General features: G+C 50.6%; 17 protein-coding genes and 1 pseudogene. 4 read left to right on the forward strand and 14 right to left on the reverse strand.

The window, feature by feature from the left end; translation table 11 throughout:
* The first annotated feature begins 3 nt into the window (after positions 1 to 3).
* The 3 genes from hisA to hisIE are packed head-to-tail and all read left to right on the forward strand — an operon-like array spanning position 4 to position 2,113.
* The gene (hisA, locus tag ACJ8M3_RS10050; protein WP_089196824.1) at positions 4 to 741 is read left to right on the forward strand and encodes a 1-(5-phosphoribosyl)-5-[(5-phosphoribosylamino)methylideneamino]imidazole-4-carboxamide isomerase; all 738 of its coding nucleotides are present in this window, start codon (positions 4 to 6) and stop codon (positions 739 to 741) included.
* Positions 723 to 1,499: an imidazole glycerol phosphate synthase subunit HisF gene (gene hisF, locus ACJ8M3_RS10055; protein ID WP_033642483.1), complete on the forward strand. Its 777-nt coding sequence runs from the start codon at positions 723 to 725 to the stop codon at positions 1,497 to 1,499. The genes hisA and hisF overlap by 19 nt, the downstream gene beginning before the upstream one ends.
* On the forward strand, positions 1,493 to 2,113 hold the full coding sequence (hisIE, locus tag ACJ8M3_RS10060) for a bifunctional phosphoribosyl-AMP cyclohydrolase/phosphoribosyl-ATP diphosphatase HisIE (RefSeq protein ID WP_015377251.1): 621 nt from the start codon (positions 1,493 to 1,495) through the stop codon (positions 2,111 to 2,113). The genes hisF and hisIE overlap by 7 nt, the downstream gene beginning before the upstream one ends.
* 73 nt (positions 2,114 to 2,186) lie before the next feature.
* Here hisIE and gndA read toward each other — a convergent pair whose 3' ends face one another.
* A complete protein-coding gene (gene gndA / locus ACJ8M3_RS10065) occupies positions 2,187 to 3,593 on the reverse strand; it encodes an NADP-dependent phosphogluconate dehydrogenase (RefSeq protein ID WP_004938815.1) in 1,407 nt (468 codons plus the stop codon).
* 260 nt (positions 3,594 to 3,853) lie between these two features.
* Here gndA and ACJ8M3_RS10070 point away from each other — a divergent pair, with 260 nt between their 5' ends.
* Positions 3,854 to 4,894, forward strand: coding sequence for an acyltransferase family protein (locus ACJ8M3_RS10070; RefSeq protein ID WP_089196823.1), 1,041 nt, complete (start codon positions 3,854 to 3,856; stop codon positions 4,892 to 4,894).
* A 72-nt stretch (positions 4,895 to 4,966) separates the two neighbouring features.
* Here ACJ8M3_RS10070 and ACJ8M3_RS10075 read toward each other — a convergent pair.
* From ACJ8M3_RS10075 to ACJ8M3_RS10135, 13 genes and pseudogenes are all read right to left on the reverse strand, one after another.
* Positions 4,967 to 5,983, reverse strand: a pseudogene (locus tag ACJ8M3_RS10075) (IS4 family transposase).
* Between the two features lie 119 nt (positions 5,984 to 6,102).
* Positions 6,103 to 9,678 carry a GT99 family glycosyltransferase N-terminal domain-containing protein gene (locus ACJ8M3_RS10080; RefSeq protein ID WP_089196822.1) on the reverse strand — a complete coding sequence of 1,192 codons (3,576 nt, stop codon included), beginning with the start codon at positions 9,676 to 9,678 and terminating at the stop codon, positions 6,103 to 6,105.
* Positions 9,678 to 11,003 carry an ABC transporter ATP-binding protein gene (locus ACJ8M3_RS10085; RefSeq protein WP_089196821.1) on the reverse strand — a complete coding sequence of 442 codons (1,326 nt, stop codon included), beginning with the start codon at positions 11,001 to 11,003 and terminating at the stop codon, positions 9,678 to 9,680. The genes ACJ8M3_RS10080 and ACJ8M3_RS10085 overlap by 1 nt, the downstream gene beginning before the upstream one ends.
* Positions 10,993 to 11,826 carry an ABC transporter permease gene (locus ACJ8M3_RS10090; protein WP_089196820.1) on the reverse strand — a complete coding sequence of 278 codons (834 nt, stop codon included), beginning with the start codon at positions 11,824 to 11,826 and terminating at the stop codon, positions 10,993 to 10,995. The genes ACJ8M3_RS10085 and ACJ8M3_RS10090 overlap by 11 nt, the downstream gene beginning before the upstream one ends.
* A gap of 122 nt (positions 11,827 to 11,948) precedes the next feature.
* A complete protein-coding gene (locus tag ACJ8M3_RS10095; protein WP_089196819.1) occupies positions 11,949 to 12,797 on the reverse strand; it encodes a glycosyltransferase family 2 protein in 849 nt (282 codons plus the stop codon).
* Positions 12,798 to 12,967: 170 nt separating this feature from the next.
* Positions 12,968 to 13,834 (reverse strand): dTDP-4-dehydrorhamnose reductase, encoded by an 867-nt coding sequence (gene rfbD, locus ACJ8M3_RS10100; protein WP_089196818.1) that lies wholly within the window; start codon positions 13,832 to 13,834, stop codon positions 12,968 to 12,970.
* Positions 13,834 to 14,367 (reverse strand): dTDP-4-dehydrorhamnose 3,5-epimerase, encoded by a 534-nt coding sequence (gene rfbC / locus ACJ8M3_RS10105; RefSeq protein WP_004938850.1) that lies wholly within the window; start codon positions 14,365 to 14,367, stop codon positions 13,834 to 13,836. The genes rfbD and rfbC overlap by 1 nt, the downstream gene beginning before the upstream one ends.
* Before the next feature lie 414 nt (positions 14,368 to 14,781).
* Positions 14,782 to 15,798, reverse strand: a complete 1,017-nt coding sequence (gene galE / locus ACJ8M3_RS10110) for a UDP-glucose 4-epimerase GalE (RefSeq protein WP_089196817.1) — start codon at positions 15,796 to 15,798, stop codon at positions 14,782 to 14,784.
* A gap of 396 nt (positions 15,799 to 16,194) precedes the next feature.
* Positions 16,195 to 17,592: an undecaprenyl-phosphate glucose phosphotransferase gene (gene wcaJ, locus ACJ8M3_RS10115; RefSeq protein ID WP_089195471.1), complete on the reverse strand. Its 1,398-nt coding sequence runs from the start codon at positions 17,590 to 17,592 to the stop codon at positions 16,195 to 16,197.
* Positions 17,593 to 17,654: 62 nt separating this feature from the next.
* Complete coding sequence (cpsG, locus tag ACJ8M3_RS10120; RefSeq protein WP_089196816.1) at positions 17,655 to 19,028, reverse strand: phosphomannomutase CpsG; 1,374 nt, start codon at positions 19,026 to 19,028, stop codon at positions 17,655 to 17,657.
* Between the two features lie 14 nt (positions 19,029 to 19,042).
* Positions 19,043 to 20,467, reverse strand: coding sequence for a mannose-1-phosphate guanylyltransferase/mannose-6-phosphate isomerase (locus ACJ8M3_RS10125; RefSeq protein ID WP_089194480.1), 1,425 nt, complete (start codon positions 20,465 to 20,467; stop codon positions 19,043 to 19,045).
* Between the two features lie 608 nt (positions 20,468 to 21,075).
* Positions 21,076 to 22,452 (reverse strand): TolC family outer membrane protein, encoded by a 1,377-nt coding sequence (locus tag ACJ8M3_RS10130; RefSeq protein ID WP_089194479.1) that lies wholly within the window; start codon positions 22,450 to 22,452, stop codon positions 21,076 to 21,078.
* A 2-nt stretch (positions 22,453 to 22,454) separates the two neighbouring features.
* Positions 22,455 to 23,786 (reverse strand): HlyD family type I secretion periplasmic adaptor subunit, encoded by a 1,332-nt coding sequence (locus ACJ8M3_RS10135; RefSeq protein WP_042784051.1) that lies wholly within the window; start codon positions 23,784 to 23,786, stop codon positions 22,455 to 22,457.
* Positions 23,787 to 23,839 lie beyond the last annotated feature (53 nt).

Raw genomic sequence — 23,839 nt, forward strand, 5'->3', positions numbered from 1 at the left:
AGCATGATTATTCCGGCTTTGGATTTGATCGACGGCAACGTGGTGCGTTTGCATCAGGGCGATTACGGCCAACAGCGCGACTACGGCAACGATCCGCTGCTGCGCCTGCAGGACTATCAACAACAGGGCGCCCAGGTGCTGCACCTGGTCGATCTGACCGGCGCCAAAGATCCGGCCGCGCGCCAGATCCCGCTGCTGCGCAAGCTGCTGGCGGGGGTTAACGTGCCGGTGCAGGTCGGCGGCGGCATCCGCAACGAGCAAGACGTCAGCGCCCTGCTGGAGGCCGGCGCCACGCGCGTGGTGATCGGCTCCACCGCGGTGAAACAGCCGCAGTTGGTGCAAAGCTGGTTCGAACGCTATGGCGCCGACGCGCTGGTACTGGCGTTGGATGTGCGCATCGACGCGCAGGGCGTGAAGCGCGTGGCCATCAGCGGCTGGCAGGAAGACTCCGACGCCACGCTTGAACAGGTGGTAGAGCTGTTCCTGCCCTACGGGCTGAAACACGTGCTGTGCACCGACATTTCGCGCGACGGCACGCTGGCCGGTGCCAACGTGGCGCTGTATCAGGAGATCAGCCGCCGCTATCCGCAAGTGGCCTTCCAGGCCTCAGGCGGCATCGGCAATCTGGACGACATCGCCCAGTTGCGCGGCAGCGGCGTTGCCGGCGTGATCGTCGGGCGCGCCCTGCTGGAAGGTAAATTTAGCGTTGAGGAGGCGATTGCATGCTGGCAAAACGGATAATCCCGTGTCTGGATGTTAAAGACGGGCAAGTGGTGAAAGGCGTGCAGTTCCGCAACCACGAAATCATCGGCGACATCGTGCCGCTGGCGCAGCGCTATGCGCAAGAAGGCGCGGACGAGCTGGTGTTTTACGATATCACCGCCTCGAGCGACGGCCGGGTGGTGGACAAAAGCTGGGTGTCGCGCGTGGCGGAGGTGATTGATATTCCGTTCTGCGTCGCCGGCGGCATTAAAAGCGCCGAGGACGCCAGCCAGATCCTGTCTTTCGGCGCCGACAAAATCTCCATCAACTCACCGGCGCTGGCCGATCCCGATCTGATTAGCCGCCTGGCGGATCGCTTTGGCGTGCAGTGCATCGTGGTGGGCATCGATACCTGGTTCGACAGTGAAACCGGCAAGTATCACGTCAATCAATATACCGGCGACGAGAGCCGCACTCGCGTCACCCAGTGGGAAACCCTCGACTGGGTGCAGGAAGTGCAGCGCCGCGGCGCCGGTGAGATCGTGCTGAACATGATGAACCAGGACGGCGTGCGCAACGGTTACGATCTGCAGCAGCTGCGCCGGGTGCGCGAGGTCTGCAAGGTGCCGCTGATCGCCTCCGGCGGCGCGGGTACGATGGAGCACTTCCTGGAAGCGTTCCGCGATGCGGACGTCGACGGCGCTCTGGCGGCATCGGTGTTCCACAAACAAATCATCAATATCGGCGAACTGAAAAGGTTCCTGGTCGAACAAGGCGTGGAGATTCGCGTGTGCTGACAGAACAACAGAGAAACCAGCTGGACTGGGAGAAAACCGACGGCCTGATGCCGGCCATCGTGCAACACGCCGTTTCCGGCGAAGTGCTGATGCTGGGTTACATGACGCCGGAAGCGCTGGCGACCACCGAGCAGAGCGGCAATGTCACCTTCTTCTCGCGCACCAAGCAGCGCCTGTGGACCAAAGGCGAAAGTTCCGGCCACTTCCTCAAGGTGGTCAGCATCACGCCGGACTGCGATAACGACACGCTGCTGGTATTGGCCAACCCGATCGGCCCGACCTGCCACCTGGGCAACAGCAGCTGCTTCCACCCGGCCGCCAGCGACTGGACGTTCCTCTATCAGCTGGAACAGCTGCTGGCGGAACGCAAGCATGCCAGCCCGGACAGCTCATACACCGCCAGCCTGTACGCCAGCGGCACCAAACGCATCGCGCAGAAGGTCGGGGAAGAAGGCGTGGAAACCGCGCTGGCCGCCACGGTCAACGATCGCGAAGAGCTGACCAACGAGGCCTCGGATCTGATCTATCACCTGCTGGTGCTGCTGCAGGATCAGGATTTGGATCTGAGCGCGGTGATCGGCCGGCTGCGCGAGCGGCATCAGAAAAAAGCGTGACATTAAATCACGCGCAATAAAAAGCCGCCGGGCGTTAACCTCGGCGGCTTTTTTTATCGCTCAACGAGTGGGCTTATTCCATCCATTCGGTATGGAACACGCCTTCCTTGTCGATGCGTTTGTAGGTGTGCGCGCCGAAATAGTCGCGCTGCGCCTGGATCAGGTTAGCCGGCAGCACCGCTGAACGGTAGCTGTCGTAGTAAGCGATCGCGGCGGAGAAGGTTGGCGTAGGGATACCGTTCTGCACGGCATAGGCCACCACGTCACGCAGCGCCTGCTGGTACTCGTCGGCGATTTGCTTGAAGTATGGAGCCAGCAGCAGGTTGGCGATATCGGCATCCGCTGCGTAAGCGTCGGTGATCTTCTGCAGGAACTGGGCACGGATGATACAGCCGGCGCGGAAGATCTTGGCGATTTCGCCGTAGTGCAGATCCCAGTTGTTTTCTTTGGACGCGGCTTTCAGCTGAGAGAAGCCCTGCGCGTAGGATACGATCTTGCCCAGATACAGCGCGCGACGCACTTTCTCGATGAACTCGGCTTTGTCGCCGGTGAACGGTGCCACTTTCGGCCCGGTCAGCACTTTAGACGCGGCAACGCGCTGATCTTTCAGCGAGGACAGGTAGCGTGCGAACACCGATTCGGTGATCAGCGACAGCGGTTCGCCCAGATCCAGCGAGCTCTGACTGGTCCACTTGCCGGTGCCTTTGTTGGCGGCTTCGTCCAGTATCACATCGACCAGGTATTTACCCTCTTCGTCTTTCTTGGTGAAGATGTCTTTGGTGATGTCGATCAGGTAGCTGTTCAGCTCACCCTTGTTCCACTCGGCGAAGGTTTCGGCCAGCTGCTCGTTGCTCAGGTTCAGCGCCTGCTTCAGCAGAGAATAGGCTTCGGCAATCAGCTGCATGTCGCCGTATTCGATGCCGTTGTGCACCATCTTCACATAGTGGCCTGCACCGTCAGCGCCGATGTAAGTCACGCAAGGCTCACCTTCCGCAACCGCAGCGATTTTCTCCAGGATCGGCGCCACCAGCTCGTAAGCTTCTTTCTGGCCGCCAGGCATGATGGAAGGCCCTTTCAGCGCCCCCTCTTCACCGCCGGAAACGCCGGTGCCGATGAAATTGAAGCCCTGGTCGGACAGTTCGCGGTTACGACGGATGGTGTCCTGATAGTAGGTGTTGCCGCCATCGATCAGGATATCGCCCTTGTCCAGATGCGGAGTCAGCGAGGCAATGGTTTTATCCGTCGCTTCGCCCGCTTTCACCATCAGCAGGATGCGGCGTGGTTTTTCCAGCGATTCAACAAACTCTTCAACGGTGTAATACGGCGCCAGGTTTTTGCCCGGGTTCTCAGCGATCACTTCGTCAGTCTTGTCGCCAGAACGGTTGAAAATGGAAACGGTGTAACCACGGCTCTCGATGTTCAGCGCGAGGTTGCGGCCCATTACCGCCATGCCGACAACGCCGATTTGTTGCTTGGACATTTAGGAACTCCTGTCTGAGGATGACCCTGCCGGCAACGTCGGCCAGCAGGTTTTGTGATGTGGCACACATGTTAACTCAGGATTGAGCCGCGTGGGTAGTGATTGGTGCGATAGGTCACATCACAGCACAAATTCATAGCAAGTAAACTCAAATTTTGTTACACATATTAACAAAAAGTGGAGTCAATGAGGGGAATAACTTTAAACTTGAAGTGAGATGAACTAAAATCCAGCAACCCATTTTTTGTGTAAAAAAGAAAATGAAACCTCTCTATTCTCATCAAAAAAACTGTTTTGATGTTATTCGTATTTTTGCAGCATTCCTTGTCCTTTACTCGCATCATTTTGCTTTGAGTGGCAAAGCCGAACCGTCTTTTCTGGGCTTTGAAAGCTTCGGCGGATTGGCCGTTGTCATATTCTTTGGCGTTTCCGGGTATCTGATCGCTCAGTCCGGGATGAGAAGCGGGAGCTTTGTCTCGTTTATGGAAAAGAGAATAAAGCGAATATTTCCGGCGCTTATCGTATGCAGTCTCGTTTTATACATTGCCTTAGGTTTAGCTTTACAACCTGGAAACGTCTTCACTAAAAGATCGTTGATTGCGGCGATTAACCTGGTCGCCTTGCGCGGTGCTGACCCAATCACTATGGCGCAGCATTATATTTATCCTAACGCGATAAATGGCAGTCTCTGGACACTGCCGTTAGAGTTCGCTTGTTATCTTATTCTTGCCGTCGCTTTTTGCTTCGCAAAAAATATCAAGCCAATACTCGTTGTCCTGCTCTCCATGGTGGCACTTACTATTTATCTCCTGTCAAACCCAACGACACTCGGCTTTTATTCAATTTCGCTGCAACTGTTTACGCCACGTGCCGTCGCCTTCTTCTGCGGTGCCTTAATGGCATTAACAGAAAGCAGTTGGAATAATAGAAACGCCAAGAAATTCCTCTTCACTTCAGGCATCGTTTTACTTTATGTACTGAAAGGGAGTTATGAATTACGGGTTTTAGGCTATCTCATCATTCCTACATTGGTCATCATCATTGGTGTCTCGCTGACGGACAAGCTTATCTATGGTCGATTTGATTACTCTTATGGCGTATATATTTATGCGTTCCCTGTACAGCAAATCGTTATAAACCATACATCGTTAGGTTTTTATAGCAGCATGTTGTTCAGCGCTTTAATGACCCTGCTTCTCGGCGCTTTATCCTGGCATCTCGTAGAAAGACGCTTCCTGCGCAAGAAAGCGATACCGTCGACCACATCTACTATTAATACGGACGAACTGGCTATCAAGTAGGCCAATAGCGCCGTTGGAAAATCCCCTCGCTCTATTTGCTATACAAAATCCGGCGCTTAAGCCTAATGCTTGTCAGTTAAGCTTTTGAGGAAGCCGCAACGTATAACGTTGCGGCTTCTTTTTTTACTGCCCGCGGGTAACGTCTTTGCCGTCGAGAAGGAAGTACGAAGCTCCCCGCCATTGCCAGGATATCATTCATTATCTTCGGGGCTTTCCCTGGGGCAACTTGCCGGAAACAGGCTCAGTTTGGCTGTCAAATATAACGCAGCCTGTTTAAAACCGATTTGATAAGGCTCTACATGCTTCAGGCTGTTAGCCATCTGCGCCATCATGAAGCGCAGCAGGTTATACGCCAACGCCACGCCCCACAGCTCCTGCCTGTCCAACTCCGGCTTTTTGCTTCTCAGAGTCAGTTCGTTCTGCAGCAGATATTGTTTTATCTCCCTGAAGCCATGCTCTATTTCCCAACGATGCCCATACAGGTCGACGATATCGGCTTTGGGGTAGCGTAGCGGATCGCACATCGAGGTCAAGATTTGGACTTTCTTGCCATTAACCTCTTTGCTTATCAATCTGGCTACCAGTATTTCCGGGGCACCCGGCCATTTCTTGCGGGCCTGCGGACTTAACTTCAACTCAACGAGCTCCTGTCCCGCTCACAGCCTCTCCCGTACGTGATACTGCGCATCTTTGCGCAGTGGGAACATCCAGTGTTTTTCCGTTCCCGAGGCGCTCCAGTGATGGAGGAGTCCCAGCGCATAAAAACCTTTATCCAGTATCGTCAACGACTGCTCCGGTGTCTGCTCAGCCACCTGTGCAGCAAGGTCAACCTCACTGGTTTCCGAGACGCTGCCGAAGCTCACGCCTGTCAGCAAGTGACTGGTGACCTCCATCTGGCAAACCATGCCAGGGACATACCGACCACGGCCCAGACCATCATTTGCATGGGAAGACGGCGTTTACGGAGAGTCACAATCCGTTATCAGCGAGGCATTCATCGCTAAGCTCGGGTGAGAGCAAGTCGGAAAGCGCAGCGAATTATTTGGGGGAGAATTTAAGAACGGTATCAAGAGCCTGACTCAGCAACATAAAAAAATCCGTAATCTCAGAGAGATTACGGATTCTTACACAGCGACAGGATCGTTCAAGTGATCCTTAACTGATCTATAGCGCCAGTTTTTTATACAAGAAACTCACCCTCTGTCTCATTAACTGATGATCTCATGGATCGCTCTGCGCGACAGAATTCGCTTCACGTAGCGCTGCAAACGATAAGGCACCAATTTGACGCCCCAAGCCAATGCCGGGTGTTTGCTCAACCGCCACAGAATGGCCAGCAGTTTTTCCTTACGACCTTGCGGTGCAGCTGGCGTTACCGCAACAACTTCCACATAGGCAGAGGCGTAAACGGATGCCAGCAGGGCTTTATAATCGATACGCCCCAACTCACTTTCCCGCAGCCAATCAGCCTGCAGATAACCGTCCCGATAGAAGTCCCCTACGCGTTCTGCGTGAGAAAGATCCAACAATGCCGGCGCATTAGCGGCCGCAAAGAAAGCTTGCGGATCGGCACGCAGAGAACGCCAGAGCTCGCACATTTTCTTGGCGGAAGTGTCCCAGGCAATCACCCGACTATCGCGGCGGCCGACAACACGTTCGCCGAAAGCGCCAATGTTCGGAACGACAACGGGAATACCGTACTCAAGCGCGATGCTGAGCGTATAACTATAAGTTTCAGGCCATTGAGCCGGGTACCAAATGACGTCCGGCTTGATCTCATCCAGCTTCTGCTGCAGATCGCGGCTTGAATAGGCGCCATGACCTTTGACGGCATCGCACAGCGGGCGGAAAGCGTAGCCTAACAGATGAAACTCGATATCTTCGTGTTTCAAGTCATTGGCGACTTCATCCAACATCAATGCGCCTTTTTCACGGCTGATCGCCCCCAACACAAGGACCTTCAGCTTCTGCCCCTGCTGATAGGTGGACTTGACTTCAGGATACGGAGCGGCAACCTCATAATCCGGATGCCAGGCAATGACACTTTTTTGTGCGCAACTCGGAAAATCGCGCATAAAGCGGACTTGCGTATCGGCAGAAGGGAAAATAACCCGCTCGGCATTTTCGATCCATGGCAGCAGTTTTGCGCGCCATTGTTCCGCCGACAACCCGCCTGGAATCTGATAGTGTTCACTGCATAGCTTATCGCGGGTCGCAACGACATCACCGGCGAAGATGCCGTTTTTATCGGTTAACGTTGGATTCGCGTTCACGAAATAATAATCGTGAATCGTAATGTCATAGGTGCATGACAAGCTATTTTTCAACTCGCCAATTTTATCGGCAACGCCGATCATATGATGAAAATGAATGTGCCCAACGCCAATAAAGCGCAGCAGGTTGACCAGCGTGTCATAACCCTGGGCGACATCAATAATGAACTTCTCGCGGTACACGGCCTCGTTCGTATTTAACGACAATGCAACGCTGCGCCCTTCCTCTTCCGGCGTTAACAGCAGGAAATGCGCCTTATCTTTATAAAACTTGACCAACTCATGCAAATGCTGGGTAACACCACCGCCCATCTTATGAGAGACCAACAAGACTTTGCTGACGTCTTTCTTGGCCAAAATACGCAGTAACATCTGTTGGCGAGCTTTTTTTGCCGGATCGTGAGCGATGAAATCCATCACGTCTTTCGTGTAGTTGGGATGGAGTTCGTTCAGCAACTCAAGAGCTCGCGTTTTGCGCGGGTTCTGTTCGCCTGCGAAGCTCACGCCGCCTTTGTGATAAACAAAGACGTTGAGCTGATGGAAGTTAGGCCATCCGGCTTTTGCCGCACGCTGGCACCAGTCGTTTTCCTCGCCATAACCTCGTCCAAAGGTTTCGACGTCAAAATACCCGACCTCATTCAAACAATCCCGGCGGATATACATGCAGAAGCCGACACCGGTCGGCACTTCCACCAGGTTGTTTTCTCTACCGTAAGTCGAGAACTGATCGTCCAGCTGCTGTACGTTCATTCCCATAAAGAGTTCATTGTCTTCACAGAAATTAGGGAAGCTGCAAATGGTCGCATTGTTTGAAAACGGTGTGATGCTGCCGACCCGGCTACGTGAATAAGCCGCTTCACGAATACGCTCCAGCCAATCATTAGCGACTTCAACATCGCTATTGAGCAACAAGACATCCCGCTTCGGATTGAGCTTCATGCCGCGGTTCACCGTTGCCACAAAGCCCAGGTTTTGCTCGTTTTCAAGCAGTTTGAAACGCGCCGTCTCTGCCCGCTCCCGTAGCCACTGAGTCAGCTCCGGCTCCGGCGAAGCATCGTTGATGACCACCAATTGCGCCCAATGCGGCAAAGTGGCCAGCGCGGACTCAATGCACTCCTGGGTCTCTTCTAATCCACCGTACACAGGGACGACGACGTCGACGATGATCTCTTCGGATTGCTCGCTGACCACAGCCTCCAACTCGCCGACTTTTTCTTCCAGAACGCCGATCTCAGCCTGTTTGGCTGCCAATGCCGAGTTCAAATCTTCAATTGTGTTCATTAAAGTACAAACAGTCCTTTCAACACTTCCATCTTCAATAATGGAAGAGGCCTTTTTTTCCATTTCCGCATCACGCATGCCATCACCACGGGTAATATAATAATTGACGTGTTTCGTTATTATTTCCGCTTCATCAGGAGAGGAAAGCCGGAAACGAATATAGTTGATATCAAACAATAACTCAAAAGGCACCAAATAGGAGAATAGGTAGAAGGCAAGGCGCTTTACCTTCTCTGCCTGATTGGCGACATTACAGAAAGCGTATGAGCAATCGCCCAATACGGTCACTGGAGTGTCCAACAACATCGCTTCCAGGCCAACACTGGAGTTAATCGTCAGAATATGTTTGCAACGCTGAATAAAGTCGATGCTGTTTGCCGAATGGTCGATGACATCATGCCCTTCCTGCAACGTAAAGCGACTGCCAGGGTGGCTACGAATCAATCGCTTCCCAGGGAAAGTGAACTCGGCATAGTCCAGCAATGACTGATTATTGAACGAATTGCTGAACGCGATGATATTGGAATCATTTTCAACCTGAAGCGCAATACCGACATCAAACTTGTCTTCCGCTCGATCTTCATCACCTTGAGGCATCACCAAAGGCTGGCCGGTAAAGAACTCGCGGAGTTGCTCCACTTGAACGTTCATATTGAAACGGTAATCGCTACTCAGATAGCGTCTTTCCGCCTCCGTATTGCCGTTTACCCCACTAAAGTCAAAATAAGCAGTCGCCAAATACTCCGGCGAGCGCAATGGCCCCAACTCAAGATTGACGACTTTAATATTTCTTCTTTTCGCAGCCGCATTCAAGGATGGGCAATTACACCATGTCAGCACGCACTCGATATGACTTTCCTGACTGAGAGCAGCAAACAGTGCCGTCTCAAGCTCAGGAATCACCTCGGTGATGAACGTCTTAAAGAGGACATCTGGGTTGTTAAAGCATTTTCCCATGTAGTGACTGAAAAACGACTCATCAATCACACTGACTTTATGCTTTGCACTCAACTGGTCAAGGTCGGGCAACTGGAAGCCCAAGCGCTTTTGTGAATCGTCCTCAAGTTCCCAACGCCTCTCACGTTCCCATTGTTCAAGGGGGGACAAGTAATCATTGCCCATCATGAAATAAACGGGATCTTTCATCGAGCTCAGGACGCGATAGAAAAACCACAAATAGGGTGCTTTAACGCCTCTAAAGGGGTAAGCCGGTAAGAAAACGCTGATCATTATGACACTCCATCGGCAACGATTTGGATTGGAGCATGGATCACGCCACCGAGCTCTCGTGAGGACCAGTACTTAATTTTTCCAATAGGCCTGCGCTGATCAAGCTCTTCTCGCTCGCCATTATTAAAGCACGCCAGACCGCAGTGGATGAGATAATCACCGGCGTTAATCGGCAACTTGACTTTGTATTTCAACGTTTGCAAACCCGGTTGCAGCGTCAGAGGGTGCCCGGCGCCGATGTTGTTATCCCCCCAAATATCGCCCCCCTGAGCGCGAGAAATCGAGATCCCCAAAACAACGTCGCTGATCGTCTCTGAAGACGCCAGGGTAAAGTTAAAGTACAGCTCTTCACCCGATTTCACTAAAGGCTTGTCAGCCAGGGGGGTGCCATCACTTTTAATGACAGAGAACGACTCGATAATCGCCCGCGCACTACCAAAACGCTTTTCATCCACTTCAGCATTGATCGACGTCTGTTGCAGGGCGCGGAGCTCCTCAATCCCATAGCTGGCGGAAGAGTCGACGGTGGAAGAGACCACTGGCTCCTGTTTCTTTTCAGAAAGCAGCATGCCCTTTTCATAAGCCAACACCGCGGCCAGGACATCCGTCGTATCACCGATCAGTTGGCCGTCGCTCATAACCAGACAGCGATCGGCGTATTCCAGAATGCTGCCGGTTGAATGGGTCACCATAATGATGGTTGTCCCCTGCTTCTTCAGTGCTTCCATCCTTTTAAAGCATTTATACTGGAATCCGATATCTCCTACCGCCAACGCTTCATCGACGATTAAAATCTCGGGATCAATACAGGCTTGCACCGCAAACGCCAAGCGCACATACATTCCGCTGGAATAGGTTTTTACCGGCTGGTCGATAAACGCGCCAATATCTGCGAAATCGAGAATACTTTGAAACTTGCGATCGATCTCAGCCTTGCTTAACCCCAGTACGCTGCCATTAAGGTAGACGTTATCTCGGCCAGTAAATTCAGGATTGAACCCCGCTCCCAACTCCAGCAAGGCGGCGATTCGGCCATTGACGCTAATGTCACCGGTCGTCGGTGTCAGCGTACCGCAAATCATCTGAAGCAGCGTGGACTTGCCCGCCCCATTTCTGCCGATAATGCCAACGGTCTCTCCACGGTTGATGGTGAAAGACACATCCCTGAGTGCCCAAAACTCACGGAAATAAGTACGGCTTTCTTTTCTCGCGACGCGCTGCAGCTTAGGGGCAAAGAACTGCTTCAGACGGTCACGCGGACGAGAGTAGATCTGGTAGCATTTGCTTAAATTGCTAACCTGAATCGCAACATCGTTAGAGGACATCTGCAAACCCCTTTCTGGTTTTCTGGAAGAAAGCATAACCCAGCCAAGCCACTAACATCGCGGCCAACGTATAGACCGCCAGGCCACTCCAGTTGGGCATCTGACCCCAGATCAAAATATTACGCGCTTGTTCGATGATAAATGTCAGAGGATTGAGCATAATCCAGATGCGATACTTCTCAGGCAGCGCGGTGATAGGGAAGAAGACTGGGGATAAAAACATCATTACGGTGGTAATGATTACCGTAGTCTGGCCGACATCACGGATAAATACCCCAAGTGAAGCCAGGATCCATCCCAAACCAAGGCAAAAAATGACCAGCGGCAAGAAGACCAACGGCACGAACACCAACGTCCAATGCAAATAGCCGTTGAACAGGAAAAAAGCGCTAAGCAGAACCAGCAGGCTAATCAAAGTGTGAAACAGGGCAGCACATAAGCTGATCACCGGCAAGGTTTCCAAAGGAAACACCACTTTCTTCACGTAGTTAGTATTTCCCAGAATGATCTGCGGGGCACGGTTCACGACCTCAGCAAAAAAACCGTGAACAATCATGCCGACAAAGAGAATCACGGCAAATTGGGTGCGGCTTTCATCTCCTCCGACAGACCAACGAGCTTTAAAAACGACAGAGAAGACAAAAGTATAGACAACGAGCATAAACAAAGGGTTTAAAAACGACCAGGCCAGTCCCATCGCGGAACCTTTGTAGCGGCCGATCACTTCGCGTTTGGTCATCTGCAGAATCAACTGCTTGTAGCCCCATATGTTACGCACTAAGGAGAGCGGTGATATTGGTTGATTTTTATGCGGATTACTCATTCCCCTGCCCCCTGTATGATCACGGCAGTATGTATCACCGCCATAAACTCATTAAAAATAATCATAATCAACACCTTAATACTTTTAACTCGCCGTCTTTACACTTTTTCTCGCGATGTATGCTACCGCTTGCGACCGTTTTCTTTCATAGGAATGCTCTTTAAGCATTGCTGGTTATAGTGGCGGCGCTGACGATCAAAAAACCACCCCCACTTGCAAAAGTAGGCAACGGCAGAGCGTAAATGATGGCCCAGCAGCACCAGATTTTTATAAGACCCTTTGCCGAAGACATGTGTGATTTGCGCTCCCGAAAAGTAGATGATGTCGCTATGCGGCAAAGCCCGGCGACAGAGATCGACATCTTCCATATACATGAAAAAGCGCTCGTCAAATCCACCCAACTTTTTCAGCAACGGTGACGCTATCAGCATGAAACACCCTGAAACGGTCGGTACGGCAAACGTTGAATCATAATCAGCAGCCTGGAGCTCATAGGCTGCATCCATCTTAGCCCCTAAACGGGGGATAAAGCGGCGCAACAGCAGATTTGCCGGCGTCGGCAGCAATCGGCAACTGTACTGAAAGCGGCCATCACTGTAATGTATCCGCGGAGAGACAAACTGATGCTTCCCTTCGCTGGCGAACTGATGCAAACCCGCCAACGCGCCGACTTCAAAACTGATATCCGGGTTGCAGATCAAAAAATACTCGCAGGAGTCAAGGTAACGCTCCATCGCCAGGTTGTGCCCGTGACCAAATCCGCCATTTCCTTTAGCAGAGATGCAGCTGATACGGGTATTATTCAAGGCATCGGCCCAATCGGCACCGCCATTATTGACCAGAATAATCTTATCAACGCAGCGCTCCGCCAAAAGAGACGTCAAGGTACCCGCCACCTGCTCATAGCTGTGGTTGAATAAAACGATAGATGCAACGATCTGAAATTGAGATTTTTCTTGGTCTACAGCCATGCTGTATCTAGTTCCTAAACCCGTAATTTACCGCAGTCACAAAGTCATGCCATTAGGGTGGTTAAAAGACTGAACGTCAGGCCCATAAGCGCTGTTAACATTTCATCAACATGCAAAAACGCCAAAGGGGATAGCATTATCCCCTTTAATCTCATCCATTTGAAGGATTATCACTGAGATAATATCTTCTGGATTACAGTTTTAAGCTGCTGTTCCCATGGGCTAGGCTTCAGATCCAGCGCACAAATCTTGCTGGTGCTCAGAATCGAATACGCTGGCCTGGATGCGGGCGTTGGATATTCATGGGTTGCGATAGGTTTGACACCCACCTTATGCGGGTAACGAGCAGATGTTTCCGCCTCCCGAAAGATAGCGCAAGCAAAATCGAACCATGAAACGGCGTTATCGCCGCAGTAATGATAGATGCCATAAGGCAATTGAGGATGGGACAGCATAGCGATGACCGTCGCTGCAATATCTCCCGCATAGGTTGGGCAGCCGAACTGGTCGCTCACCACGCCCAACTCCCCTCTCTGCGCGCCGACTCGCAGCATGGTTTTCACGAAGTTGTTGCCGTACTCGCTGAAAACCCAGGCCGTTCTGATCACGACGGTTTTCGGATTAGCTTGTAATGCTGCCCGCTCACCCTCGAGTTTCGTCTGCCCGTAAACGCTCTTGGGCGAACAAGGTGTCTCTTCACAATACGGTTCCGATGAAGTGCCGTCAAAGACGTAATCGGTCGAGATGTGTATGAAAGGAATGTCTAACTTCGCCGCCGCAGCAGCGAGGAAGCCGGGGCCGAACGCATTGATTGCCCGAGCCTTTTCAGGTTCTGATTCCGCTTTATCCACCGCAGTATAAGCCGCAGCATTGATAATGGCATCCGGTACTAGCTGCTCAACCGTCGCCGAGACGGCGGCGGAGTCCGCGATATCCAATTGCTGGCTGTCCATCGCCACCAGGGTCCAATTGGCAGGGAAACGATCGATAATACAGCGCCCCAACTGCCCTGCAGCACCGGTCAAAAGTACACGCATTAAAAAAGCTCTCTAAACAGTTTTCCCTGCAGATCCTTTGGCGACAACAGCGGCTCGCTGACTGGCCATTCGACACCTACTTCCGGATCGTTCCACAGCAGGCACCCCTCATTACTTGGATCATAGTAATCAGTGCATTTATATTCAAAATCAGCCGAGTCCGAAACTACGACAAAACCATGGGCGAGACCAGGCGGAACCCAAAGCTGGTTTTTGTTCTCTTCGGACAGGTAGACGCCAACCCACTTTTTGAACGTCGGCGACTCGGGACGAATATCGACGACCACATCGTAGACCTCGCCGCGTACCACCCTCACCAACTTACCTTGCGGTTTTGCCGTTTGAAAATGCAATCCCCGCAAGACACCACGCGCTGAACGGGAGTGGTTATCTTGTACGAACTCCGCATCAATGCCGAGCAACTCCTGATATCGACTTTTTTGGAATGTTTCCAAGAAAAAACCACGCTGGTCGCCAAACACTTTGGGTTCAATCAGCTTTACACCTTCAACCTGCGTCTCTATCACTTTCATTAGAAATTTACTCACGAAAAACGTTACCCAGAGACCTAGAATTATGTTTATAAACACGCGCCGCCACCGAGTTTACACTTCACGTTTGAGGTCTTTTTGAACGAACCTTAAACAAACTCGCGTGCATATGACAGAAATAATATAGGGTCCGCGAAGGTTTGAGAGACTAGCACAATTTGCAAAAACATCCGACACCGTAACGTAAAAAAATACGCAAAATCTTTGCGACCGCCGTCCAGAAGCTTGTTTTAATATCTTGTTTTAAAATGAAAAACGATAAAATTCAGCAGAAAATATCGCATATTATCTAAGGGACTGCTTACAATTTATCAAGCATTGCTTACTGATTACCCAATGGCCGTTTGGGCCCTTTCATTTATCCTTTCCGATAAACGGCAGGGCCAAATTGCGGGTTCAGCGCTGAAAACCCTTAGGATTTTTCTTCTGCCAGTTCCAAGTATCACGCATCATGTCATCGAGACTCCGGCTCACTTTCCAACCCAGCTCCTGATAAGCCAGATCGGCATTCGCCCAAAACGCGGGTAGATCGCCTTCGCGGCGCGGCAATATTTGGTAAGGGATTGTTACCCCAGATGCTTTCTCAAACGCCTGAACCATCGCCAGTACAGAATGCCCTACGCCAGCCCCCAGGTTGTAGGCCTTAAACCCATTGATCTTCGGCAGATGATCCATCGCTTTCAGATGGCCTTCGGCCAGATCCATAACATGAATGTAGTCACGCTCACCCGTACCGTCTTTCGTCGGGTAATCTCCACCGAAAATCCCCAGTTTATCTAACTTACCGATCGCTACCTGCGAGATGTAAGGCAGCAGGTTATTGGGAATACCGTTAGGATCTTCGCCGATCAAGCCCGATTCATGGGCTCCAACCGGGTTAAAGTAGCGTAAAGCAATAATCGAAAATTGCGGCTCAGCCTTGGCGAAATCCTGCAGGATCTGCTCTACCATCAGCTTAGACGTGCCATAAGGGCTGGTCGTGCCACCAATTGGCGTAGTCTCGACGTAGGGCACCGGCGAGTTGGCACCATAAACAGTGGCGGAGGAACTGAAGATGAAATCATGTACGCCGGCACGGCGCATAGCATCCAACAGTACTAGCGTGCCGGTGACATTATTCTGATAATACTCAATCGGTTTGCGCGTTGACTCTCCCACTGCTTTGAGGCCGGCGAAGTGAATGACGGCCGTAATCGGGTGCGCTTCAAAGATCCGATGCAGGCATTCCTCATCCTGGACATCGCCTTGATAGAACACCGCCGCTTTCCCCGTCAGCTTTTCCACGCGGTGTAACGATTCCGCGGAAGAATTCGACAGATTGTCCAACACCACCACATCTTCGCCACGCTCTAGCAGAGATAAAACGGTATGAGATCCGATGTAACCGGCTCCACCGGTGACTAAAATTGTCATGCAAGCTCCTTTGTTCACGTCTAAGCCTAGATGCTACCTGTAGGATGTGCTCTTATTCTAGTGGGATTAGTGATGATAAACATCAGATTAGTTCTGGTTTTTATTATTCATTGATGACAGAGACTCGCTAGCCACTGCTATCCTCTTTCAACCTGAAAATCAGACTTAAACACAGATACGAGGATAAATTAAAATCAATACAATAGTATCACTTTACTTTAAAACACTCTCGTACCATATGCCCATGAAACATGTCAAAAAAAGAATGGGAAGTATTAAGAAGATGAGGGAAAAGATGGGGGGAGATAATCAGGAGAGCTGTCTGTAACATTTAACATCAAAGTAGTGACTAGCAACTAGCCACCACTTTGACACCCACATTATCGGTCATATCAATTAATAAGCCGACTTATGTATAAAACCTTTAAATACAGTAAGGAAAATTATTTTAAGATCTAACCAAATACTCCAGTCTCGGATATATTCAAGATCATATTCTACTCGCTTTTGCATTTTATCCAAAGTGTCAGTTTCTCCCCGCCAGCCATTAATTTGAGCCCAGCCAGTTATTCCTGGCTTGACTTTGTGTCGGAGCATATAACCTTCGATAAGATTTCTATATTGTTCGTTGTGTGCCACAGCATGCGGCCTAGGTCCAACGATCGACATTCCACCAATAAGCACATTGAAAAATTGCGGCAGCTCATCTAAAGAGGTACGTCGTAAGAATGCACCTACTTTAGTCACCCTGGCATCCCCTTTCTTTGCCTGAATAACTACGTCATTATTTTCCATGACAGTCATAGATCTAAACTTCCAAACCTTGATAGGTTTACCATCCATGCCATACCGTGTTTGTCGAAATATAACAGGACCATGAGACGTGAACTTGACAGCGAAAGCGATCAAAGCCAGTACCGGTGAGATAAATATCAATATCAGCATCGACAGAATAATGTCCTCAGCCCTTTTAAAAACTTTATTTATTCCATTTAGCGGAGTGTCAAATAATGGAACAACGGGAACCCCATTCACCTCTTCAGTTCTTGATTGCAAAATATTAAACGTAAAGACATCAGGAATAAACATAACAGAACAAGTTGTATCTGTTAACTTGCTGAGTATCTTCTTGAATTTATGCTCTTCGCTCATTTTCATTGCGATGTATACATAATCAAGTCGCCCCTGACGAGCATCCTCGATCAGTTTATCTAGGTCACCGCAGTACGTTATTTCATTATCATCGTGACTTTGTACATCATCGTATATACCTTCAACGATAAATCCTAACCAAGGTTCTTCTTTAAAATTTTTTAGCAATCTGACACCAATAGGCATCGAACCCGCAACAGCTACCTTACGATTGTTATATCCCAAATTTCTAATCATCCCAACCAAAAAACGGATTGCAGAACGACAGAATGTAAACCCGAGGCATACAGAAAGATACCAGTATAAGAAAACTTCGAATGTAAAGCTAGAACTCGGCATGAACGACGTGATACCGGCAGTAACCACTAAACTTAGCGTCCAATTTTTAAGTATAAGCCGAAGTTCTGATGAAAATTTCCCGCCACGCCAAGAGCGATAAAAATCTGTTATGCCGCCTATCATTTGAAAAGCGACTAACGCTATGAGCGCAACCAAAATAGCCTCATAGTTAAAGTTAAACCCATTTATTTTACTTACAACAAATCCACCAAAGAAAATAATAGAGATATCAGAAAAACGCTGAACCATCGATATGAGAGATGCATTTGCTTTGGAATGCGCCCGCTGATGCTGTATTTTCATAATAAAATTACTCTTATTAAAATGATGCGCAATTACTATGTAATAAAAGCGCACCCTTTAAATTATAAAATCAATAGATTCAAAACTTCCTTAACCTTTTCTTCCATCAATTTCTTATTATTTCTAGATTCAACGTTAAGCCGAACCACAGGCTCTGTATTTGAGGAGCGTAGGTTGAAACGCCACTCTGGGAATTCAATGGTTACACCATCGGTATAATCGACCGAACTTGCTTTAGAAATATAATGTTTTTTAACACCCTCAATCGAAATTTCTGGATTCGACAGTTTAATATTGATCTCACCAGAAGACGGATAGGCAGCAATACGATCCTGAACCAGCTGCCCCAGAGTTTGTCCCTTCACGCTGACCAGTTCGGCAACCAGCAGCCACGGAATCATGCCACTGTCACAATAAGCAAAATCTCGGAAATAGTGGTGGGCGCTCATCTCTCCGCCATAAATGGCATCTTCCGCACGCATACGTTCCTTAATGAAAGCATGGCCGGTTTTCGACATCACGGGTACGCCCCCCGCGTCGGTGACCACATCTATGGTGTTCCAGCTCAGACGCGGATCATGGATAATCTTCGCCCCTGGCTGTTTCTGCAGGAAAGCCTCCGCCAGTAACCCGACGATGTAATAGCCTTCGATGAAATCGCCTTTTTCATCAAACAGGAAGCAACGATCGAAATCACCGTCGAACGCGATCCCCATATCAGCGCCATACTCGCGCACCGCATCGGCGGTATCAGCGCGACACTCTGGCAGCAGTGGATTTGGAATACCATTGGGGAAAGTGCCGTCCGGCTGGTGATGTACCTTGATAAACTCCAATGGTACGCCTTGTGCCTTCAGTTGCGCCTCAATGGCATCGATCACATGCCCTGCCGCACCATTGCCCGAATTTATCACCAACTTCAACGGTTTGAAGTTGTTCACATCGATATAGGAAAGAATGTGCTCTACATAAGCCCCTAACACATCCTGCCGTACGTAGCTGCCGCGCGTTGCTGTTGCTGCCAGCGTCTGAAACTGATTTTTTTCCGCCAGCTCTTGGATCGCTCGTAATCCGGAATCGCCGCTAATTGGGCGAGAGCCTTCGCGCACCAACTTCATACCGTTATAATCGATAGGGTTATGGCTGGCGGTCACTTCCACGCCACCATCCGTTTTCAAATAAGTCGTGGCGAAATAGATTTCTTCGGTACCGGTTAAACCGATGTCGATAACGTCGGAGCCCGCATCCTGTAAGCCTTTCGCCAGCGCCAGTTTCAGGCTTTCGCTAGTCAAGCGTACATCGCTGCCCAATACGATAGACTTGGGCTTCAAATACTCGCCGTAGGCGCGCCCAATACGGTACGCGATGTCCTCATTCAGTTCTTCGCCCAGTTTTCCGCGAATGTCATAGGCTTTAAAACACGTCAACTTTTTCATCAAAGATTCCTTAATTAGGTTCTGCCATATCGATCGTGTAATCGTTCGATATCATCCTCTTCCAGATAGCGTCCCGATCTGACTTCAATCATTTCCAGATTGATTTTCCCTGGATTTTCCAATGTGTGCACGCTGCCAGCAGGAATAAAAGTTGACTGATTTTCGGACAGAAAGAACTCTTTATCATCGACATTCACTTTCGCCGTTCCGCTAACCACTACCCAATGCTCCGCACGGTGTAAATGGCGTTGTAGCGAAAGCCCCTCGCCAGGGCGCACGATGATTTTTTTTACCTGGAAGTGAACGCCACTGTCGATATCGCAAATTTTCCCCCACGGACGGTAAGAGGAGGAATGTTGCCGGAAATGATGAAGATTGCGCTTTTTCAGTTCCTCGACGATTTTCTTTACCTCTTGAACCTTATCTTTGGTAGCAATAAGCACGGCATCGCTGGTCGTAACAACAACCATGTCATGCAACCCTATCGTAGCCACCAGAGCAGAGTCAGAAGATATGTAATTGTTATTTGAATCAATGGAGATAACCTCCCCAACATTCACATTTCCCGAATGGTCCTTTGCAGATACATCCCACAATGACGACCACGATCCGACATCACTCCATCCTGCATCGATCGGGATCACAACGGCATCCTGGGTTTTTTCCATCACGGCATAGTCAATGGAGTCACTCGGGCAGCATTGGAAGGTTTCTTGCTCCACGCGAATGAAATTCATATCGCGTTGGCTCTCCATGACTGATTTTTTAGTCGCTTGGTAAATCTCCGGGCTAAATTTTTCCAGCTCGCTGAGAAATTTCTCCGTCTTGAACATAAACATGCCGCTGTTCCAGCTATAATCGCCGGAAGCGACATATTCTTTTGCTTTTTCCAGACAAGGCTTCTCAACAAAGGCATCAACTTTGAAGCACTCCTTGGAGAGGCTGTCACCACGTCTAATATACCCATAACCCGTCTCTGGATGCTGAGGGATAATACCAAACGTCACCAGCCGATCTTGTGTGGCAAACTGAGTAGCCGTATTGATTGCCTCATGAAAATTGCTCACTTTCGTGATCAAATGATCGGCAGCCAATACCAAGAGCATACCGTCAAAGGCTTCTTCTGCCGCCAGATGAGCCGCCAAAGCCACAGCTGGTGCAGTATTCCGCCCCATAGGTTCCAAAATTATATTTGTCCCCAGTTGGCCGATCTCACGCAACTGTTCTGCGACCAAAAAACGGTGCTCTTCGTTACATATCACTAAAGGTGCCGCAATCTCTAGATTGGAAGCATTCTGCAAGCGCACCAACGTCTGCTGCAATAGGCTTAAACCACTATCGTCAATCGACAGAAATTGTTTAGGAAAAGATTCTCGAGACAAAGGCCATAAGCGGCTACCCGTTCCTCCGGCCATAATTACCGGGACTATCTTGGACATAATTTAACCCTTCGCTAATCTGTTATTTCAACATGAGCTTTAATAACTATTATTTTTGATAAGAAATAGGAAAATCAGTGCGTTCGAAAATAATCTTTAAAATTGTTAATGTGATAATTCTCAAAACCCTGCAAATGACTGGTAAGATTTTTCAAACCAATAATAAGAATAACCTGAGGACATAATGTTAATATCAGGAACGTGACTTACTATTATACAACATGGCTCCAGCACTCCGAGTGAGGCCCTGGCACTGACAGCATCAAATCGAAAAAACAAAAGCCATAAGAATCAATAAATTAAAAAATACAACGCTACCGCCCTTGGCTTCCAGTTACCAATCACTGATGTATGCGTCCACTTGTTGCCATTAATGGTCACTACTACGATGTTTGTCACCAGGCAAACATCGCATACCAAGCGGCGATAAGGCGTGTTAACACATCACCACATCTGACTTCATAAGGCTTATATAAGACAGGGAGGCTATTTTTATCTCACCTCGCCAATCAAGCGATAACATAACGTATAAACACAAAAAAGAGCAGCTTTGAACTGCTCTTTCAGATTTATACTTAGGGTTGGCAACCTGTTCGCCGAATTATTGTTCAGCGTCCTGCAGAAAAATATTGCGCGACGCGCAGCACATCCTTCTCGTCCAAGGTGCCGGAATCGCTCAACAGGGTAATCCAAGACTTGATATAGGTGTATTTGGCGGAGGCCAAGTCACGTTGGGCGCTGTAGAGCTGCTGTTCGGCGTTGAGCACATCGACGTTGACGCGCTGCCCCGCCAACACGCTCTGCCGGGTCGCCGTCACCTGCGTAGTCGCCGACTTCACCGCCAATTCGTAGGCCGCCAGTTTGGCACGACTGCTGATGCACAGATTGAACTGCTTGCGCAGATCGTTCAGCGTCGTGCCGACTTGCGTGTCCATTTCGGCCATCGCCTGGCCGTAGCGCGCCGCGGCCTGCCGGGTGGAGGCCGCCACGCCGCCGCCGGAGTATATCGGCAGGCTCACCTGCACGCCGATGCTGTCGGTACGATATTTCTGGTTAACCGTGTTATCGCTACTGGAGTCGTTTTCCGAATGCGAAGCGTAAAGTTGCACGTTCGGCATAAAGCCGGCGCGATTTCTCTCCACTTCGTATTTCGCCGCATCGACGCCATGGCGCGAGGCGGCCAGCACTGGGTTGTTTTCCAGGGCGATCTTTTGCCACTCTTCAAACTTCGACGGGATCAGCGGCGCCACCTTGAATTGCCCTGGCCGTAAGCTCTGCAGCTCATCCAATTGATTCAACGGCACGCCGATGATCACCTCCAGCTCACGCTGCGCAGCGTCCAGCGCGTCGCGCGCTTCTATCACCTGCGCCTCTGCCAGGCTGTAGCGCGCCTGCGTTTCGGAGACGTCGGTCAGGGTCCCCTCACCCGCGCTCATCAGACGATCGTTCAACGCCAACTGTTCTTTATAGGCTGCTTTCTGCGCCTCGGCCAAGGCGATTTGATCTTTGGCATAGGCCACTTCGACATACGCGCTGATCACCCTCACCGCCAGATCGAGCAGTTTGCCGCGATAGCGCTCATCCGACATCATCGTCTGCGCCACGCCGCCTTTATAACGCGCATAGGCCTCATAATCGAACAGCGGCTGCGTCAGCGTCACCGAGCTGGAGTAGCTGCGGTACTGCTGGCGCCGCGTCGCTTCCGTAATGTTGCCAAAGAAGTCGCTTTGTGGATATTTCTGGGTTTGCCAGTTACGCGGCGAATTCTGGTAATTCAGCGATACCTTCGGCAGCAGCCCCGCCCTGCCGATATTTTCGTTTTCATCTCCCGCTTCTTTCTCTTTTATAGCCGCCCGAAAAGTCGGGTCCTTTTCTAATGCCAGCGAATATGCGTCTAAAATCCCTATCGAATAAACCGGCGCAGACATCGCAAACAAAAGGGTGCCGATAACCAGACCGGCAGCCTGTCGTTTTGAATGAATCAAAATTATTCCTCGGTTAATGAAGTATGAGCGCGATCCAAAATAGGTTTAAACAGATAGCTCAGCAGCGAGCGCGACCCCGTTTTCACGAACACCTCCACCGGCATCCCCGGCTTGATGTCCTCGCCACTGAGCATTTTCATGCCCTCCGGCGAGACCGTGACCTGCATCTGGTAGTAAGGTTCGCCATTGGTTTTGTCGACCAGACGGTCGGCGGAAACCAACGTGACCGTTCCCGGAATTTTCGGGGTTTTGTTTTGGTTGAAGGCGGTAAACATCAGATCCACCGGCAACCCGTTGTACACCTTATCGATCAGGTCGACTTTGAGGCGAGAATCCACCACCAAAGTCGCCTGGCTGGGCACAACGTCCATCAGGTGGTCACCCGCTCCCACGACGCCCCCCTGAGTGAAGATATTCAATCCGACCACGGTGCCGTCCACCGGTGAGGTGATGGCAGTGTTGCCCAGATCGAAATCGGCCATTTGCAGCTTGTTGCGGAACTCGCTGGCGTCCATTTGGGTTTGCGCCAGCTGCGTTCTGACCTCGCGCTGATAATCTGCAAAGCGCTGATCGATGCGTTGCTGAGATTCCTGCAGTTGCTTTTGCAATTGGCCAATCCGCCCGACGGTTTCGTCGATACTGCTGTTCACCTCGGCGAACTGGCGTTGAATTTCCAGGTAGCGGTTACGCGGCAGATATCCATCCGCGGCCAACTGCTTCATGCTATTCATCTGTTCACGCAAACTGGAAAGCTGGATCTGTTTGTTGGCACGCGAATCCTGCAGGCCTTTCAACTGGAAGCGGATCCCGTCCATCGACTGCTTATAGCCGTCGATTTCACTTTGCAGCCCTTGGCGGCGGGAAGCGAACAGCTGCGTTTGCAGCGCAATAATCTCCGCGACGCGCGGCTGATCCTTGATCTTGGCGAAGATCGGGGAAAACGTGACATTGCCCAGCCCGTCCCGTTCAGCAAGCAGGCGCCCTTCGGTAGCCAAGGTGGTGTAGTACTGATCGCGCAGCGAATCGACCTGCGCTTGCGCCTGCACCTGGCTCAGTTGCACCAGCACCTCGCCGGCTTTCACCTTATCGCCGTCTTTCACCGCGATATTTTTGATGATGCCACTGGCCGGAGCCTGCACCGTTTTACGATTGCCGGAAACGGTTACCGAGCCCGGCGACGCCACCCCTTTATCCAGAGGCGCAAACGCCGCCCAGGCCAAGAAGCCGAACACGCCCACTCCCAGCGCCAACCACCCCAGGCGGGTATAACGACGCTCATCCAACGGGATCTGTTCTGAGTACGAGTCATGCGGCTCGCCAATATGCGTAGACATACCAACTCCTTTGACTGCCGGCGACGCAACGGCGCCGCCAGGCGAGTTCACGG

Source organism: Serratia sp. CY55921 (genome assembly GCF_052167655.1).
Lineage (GTDB): Bacteria > Pseudomonadota > Gammaproteobacteria > Enterobacterales > Enterobacteriaceae > Serratia > Serratia ureilytica.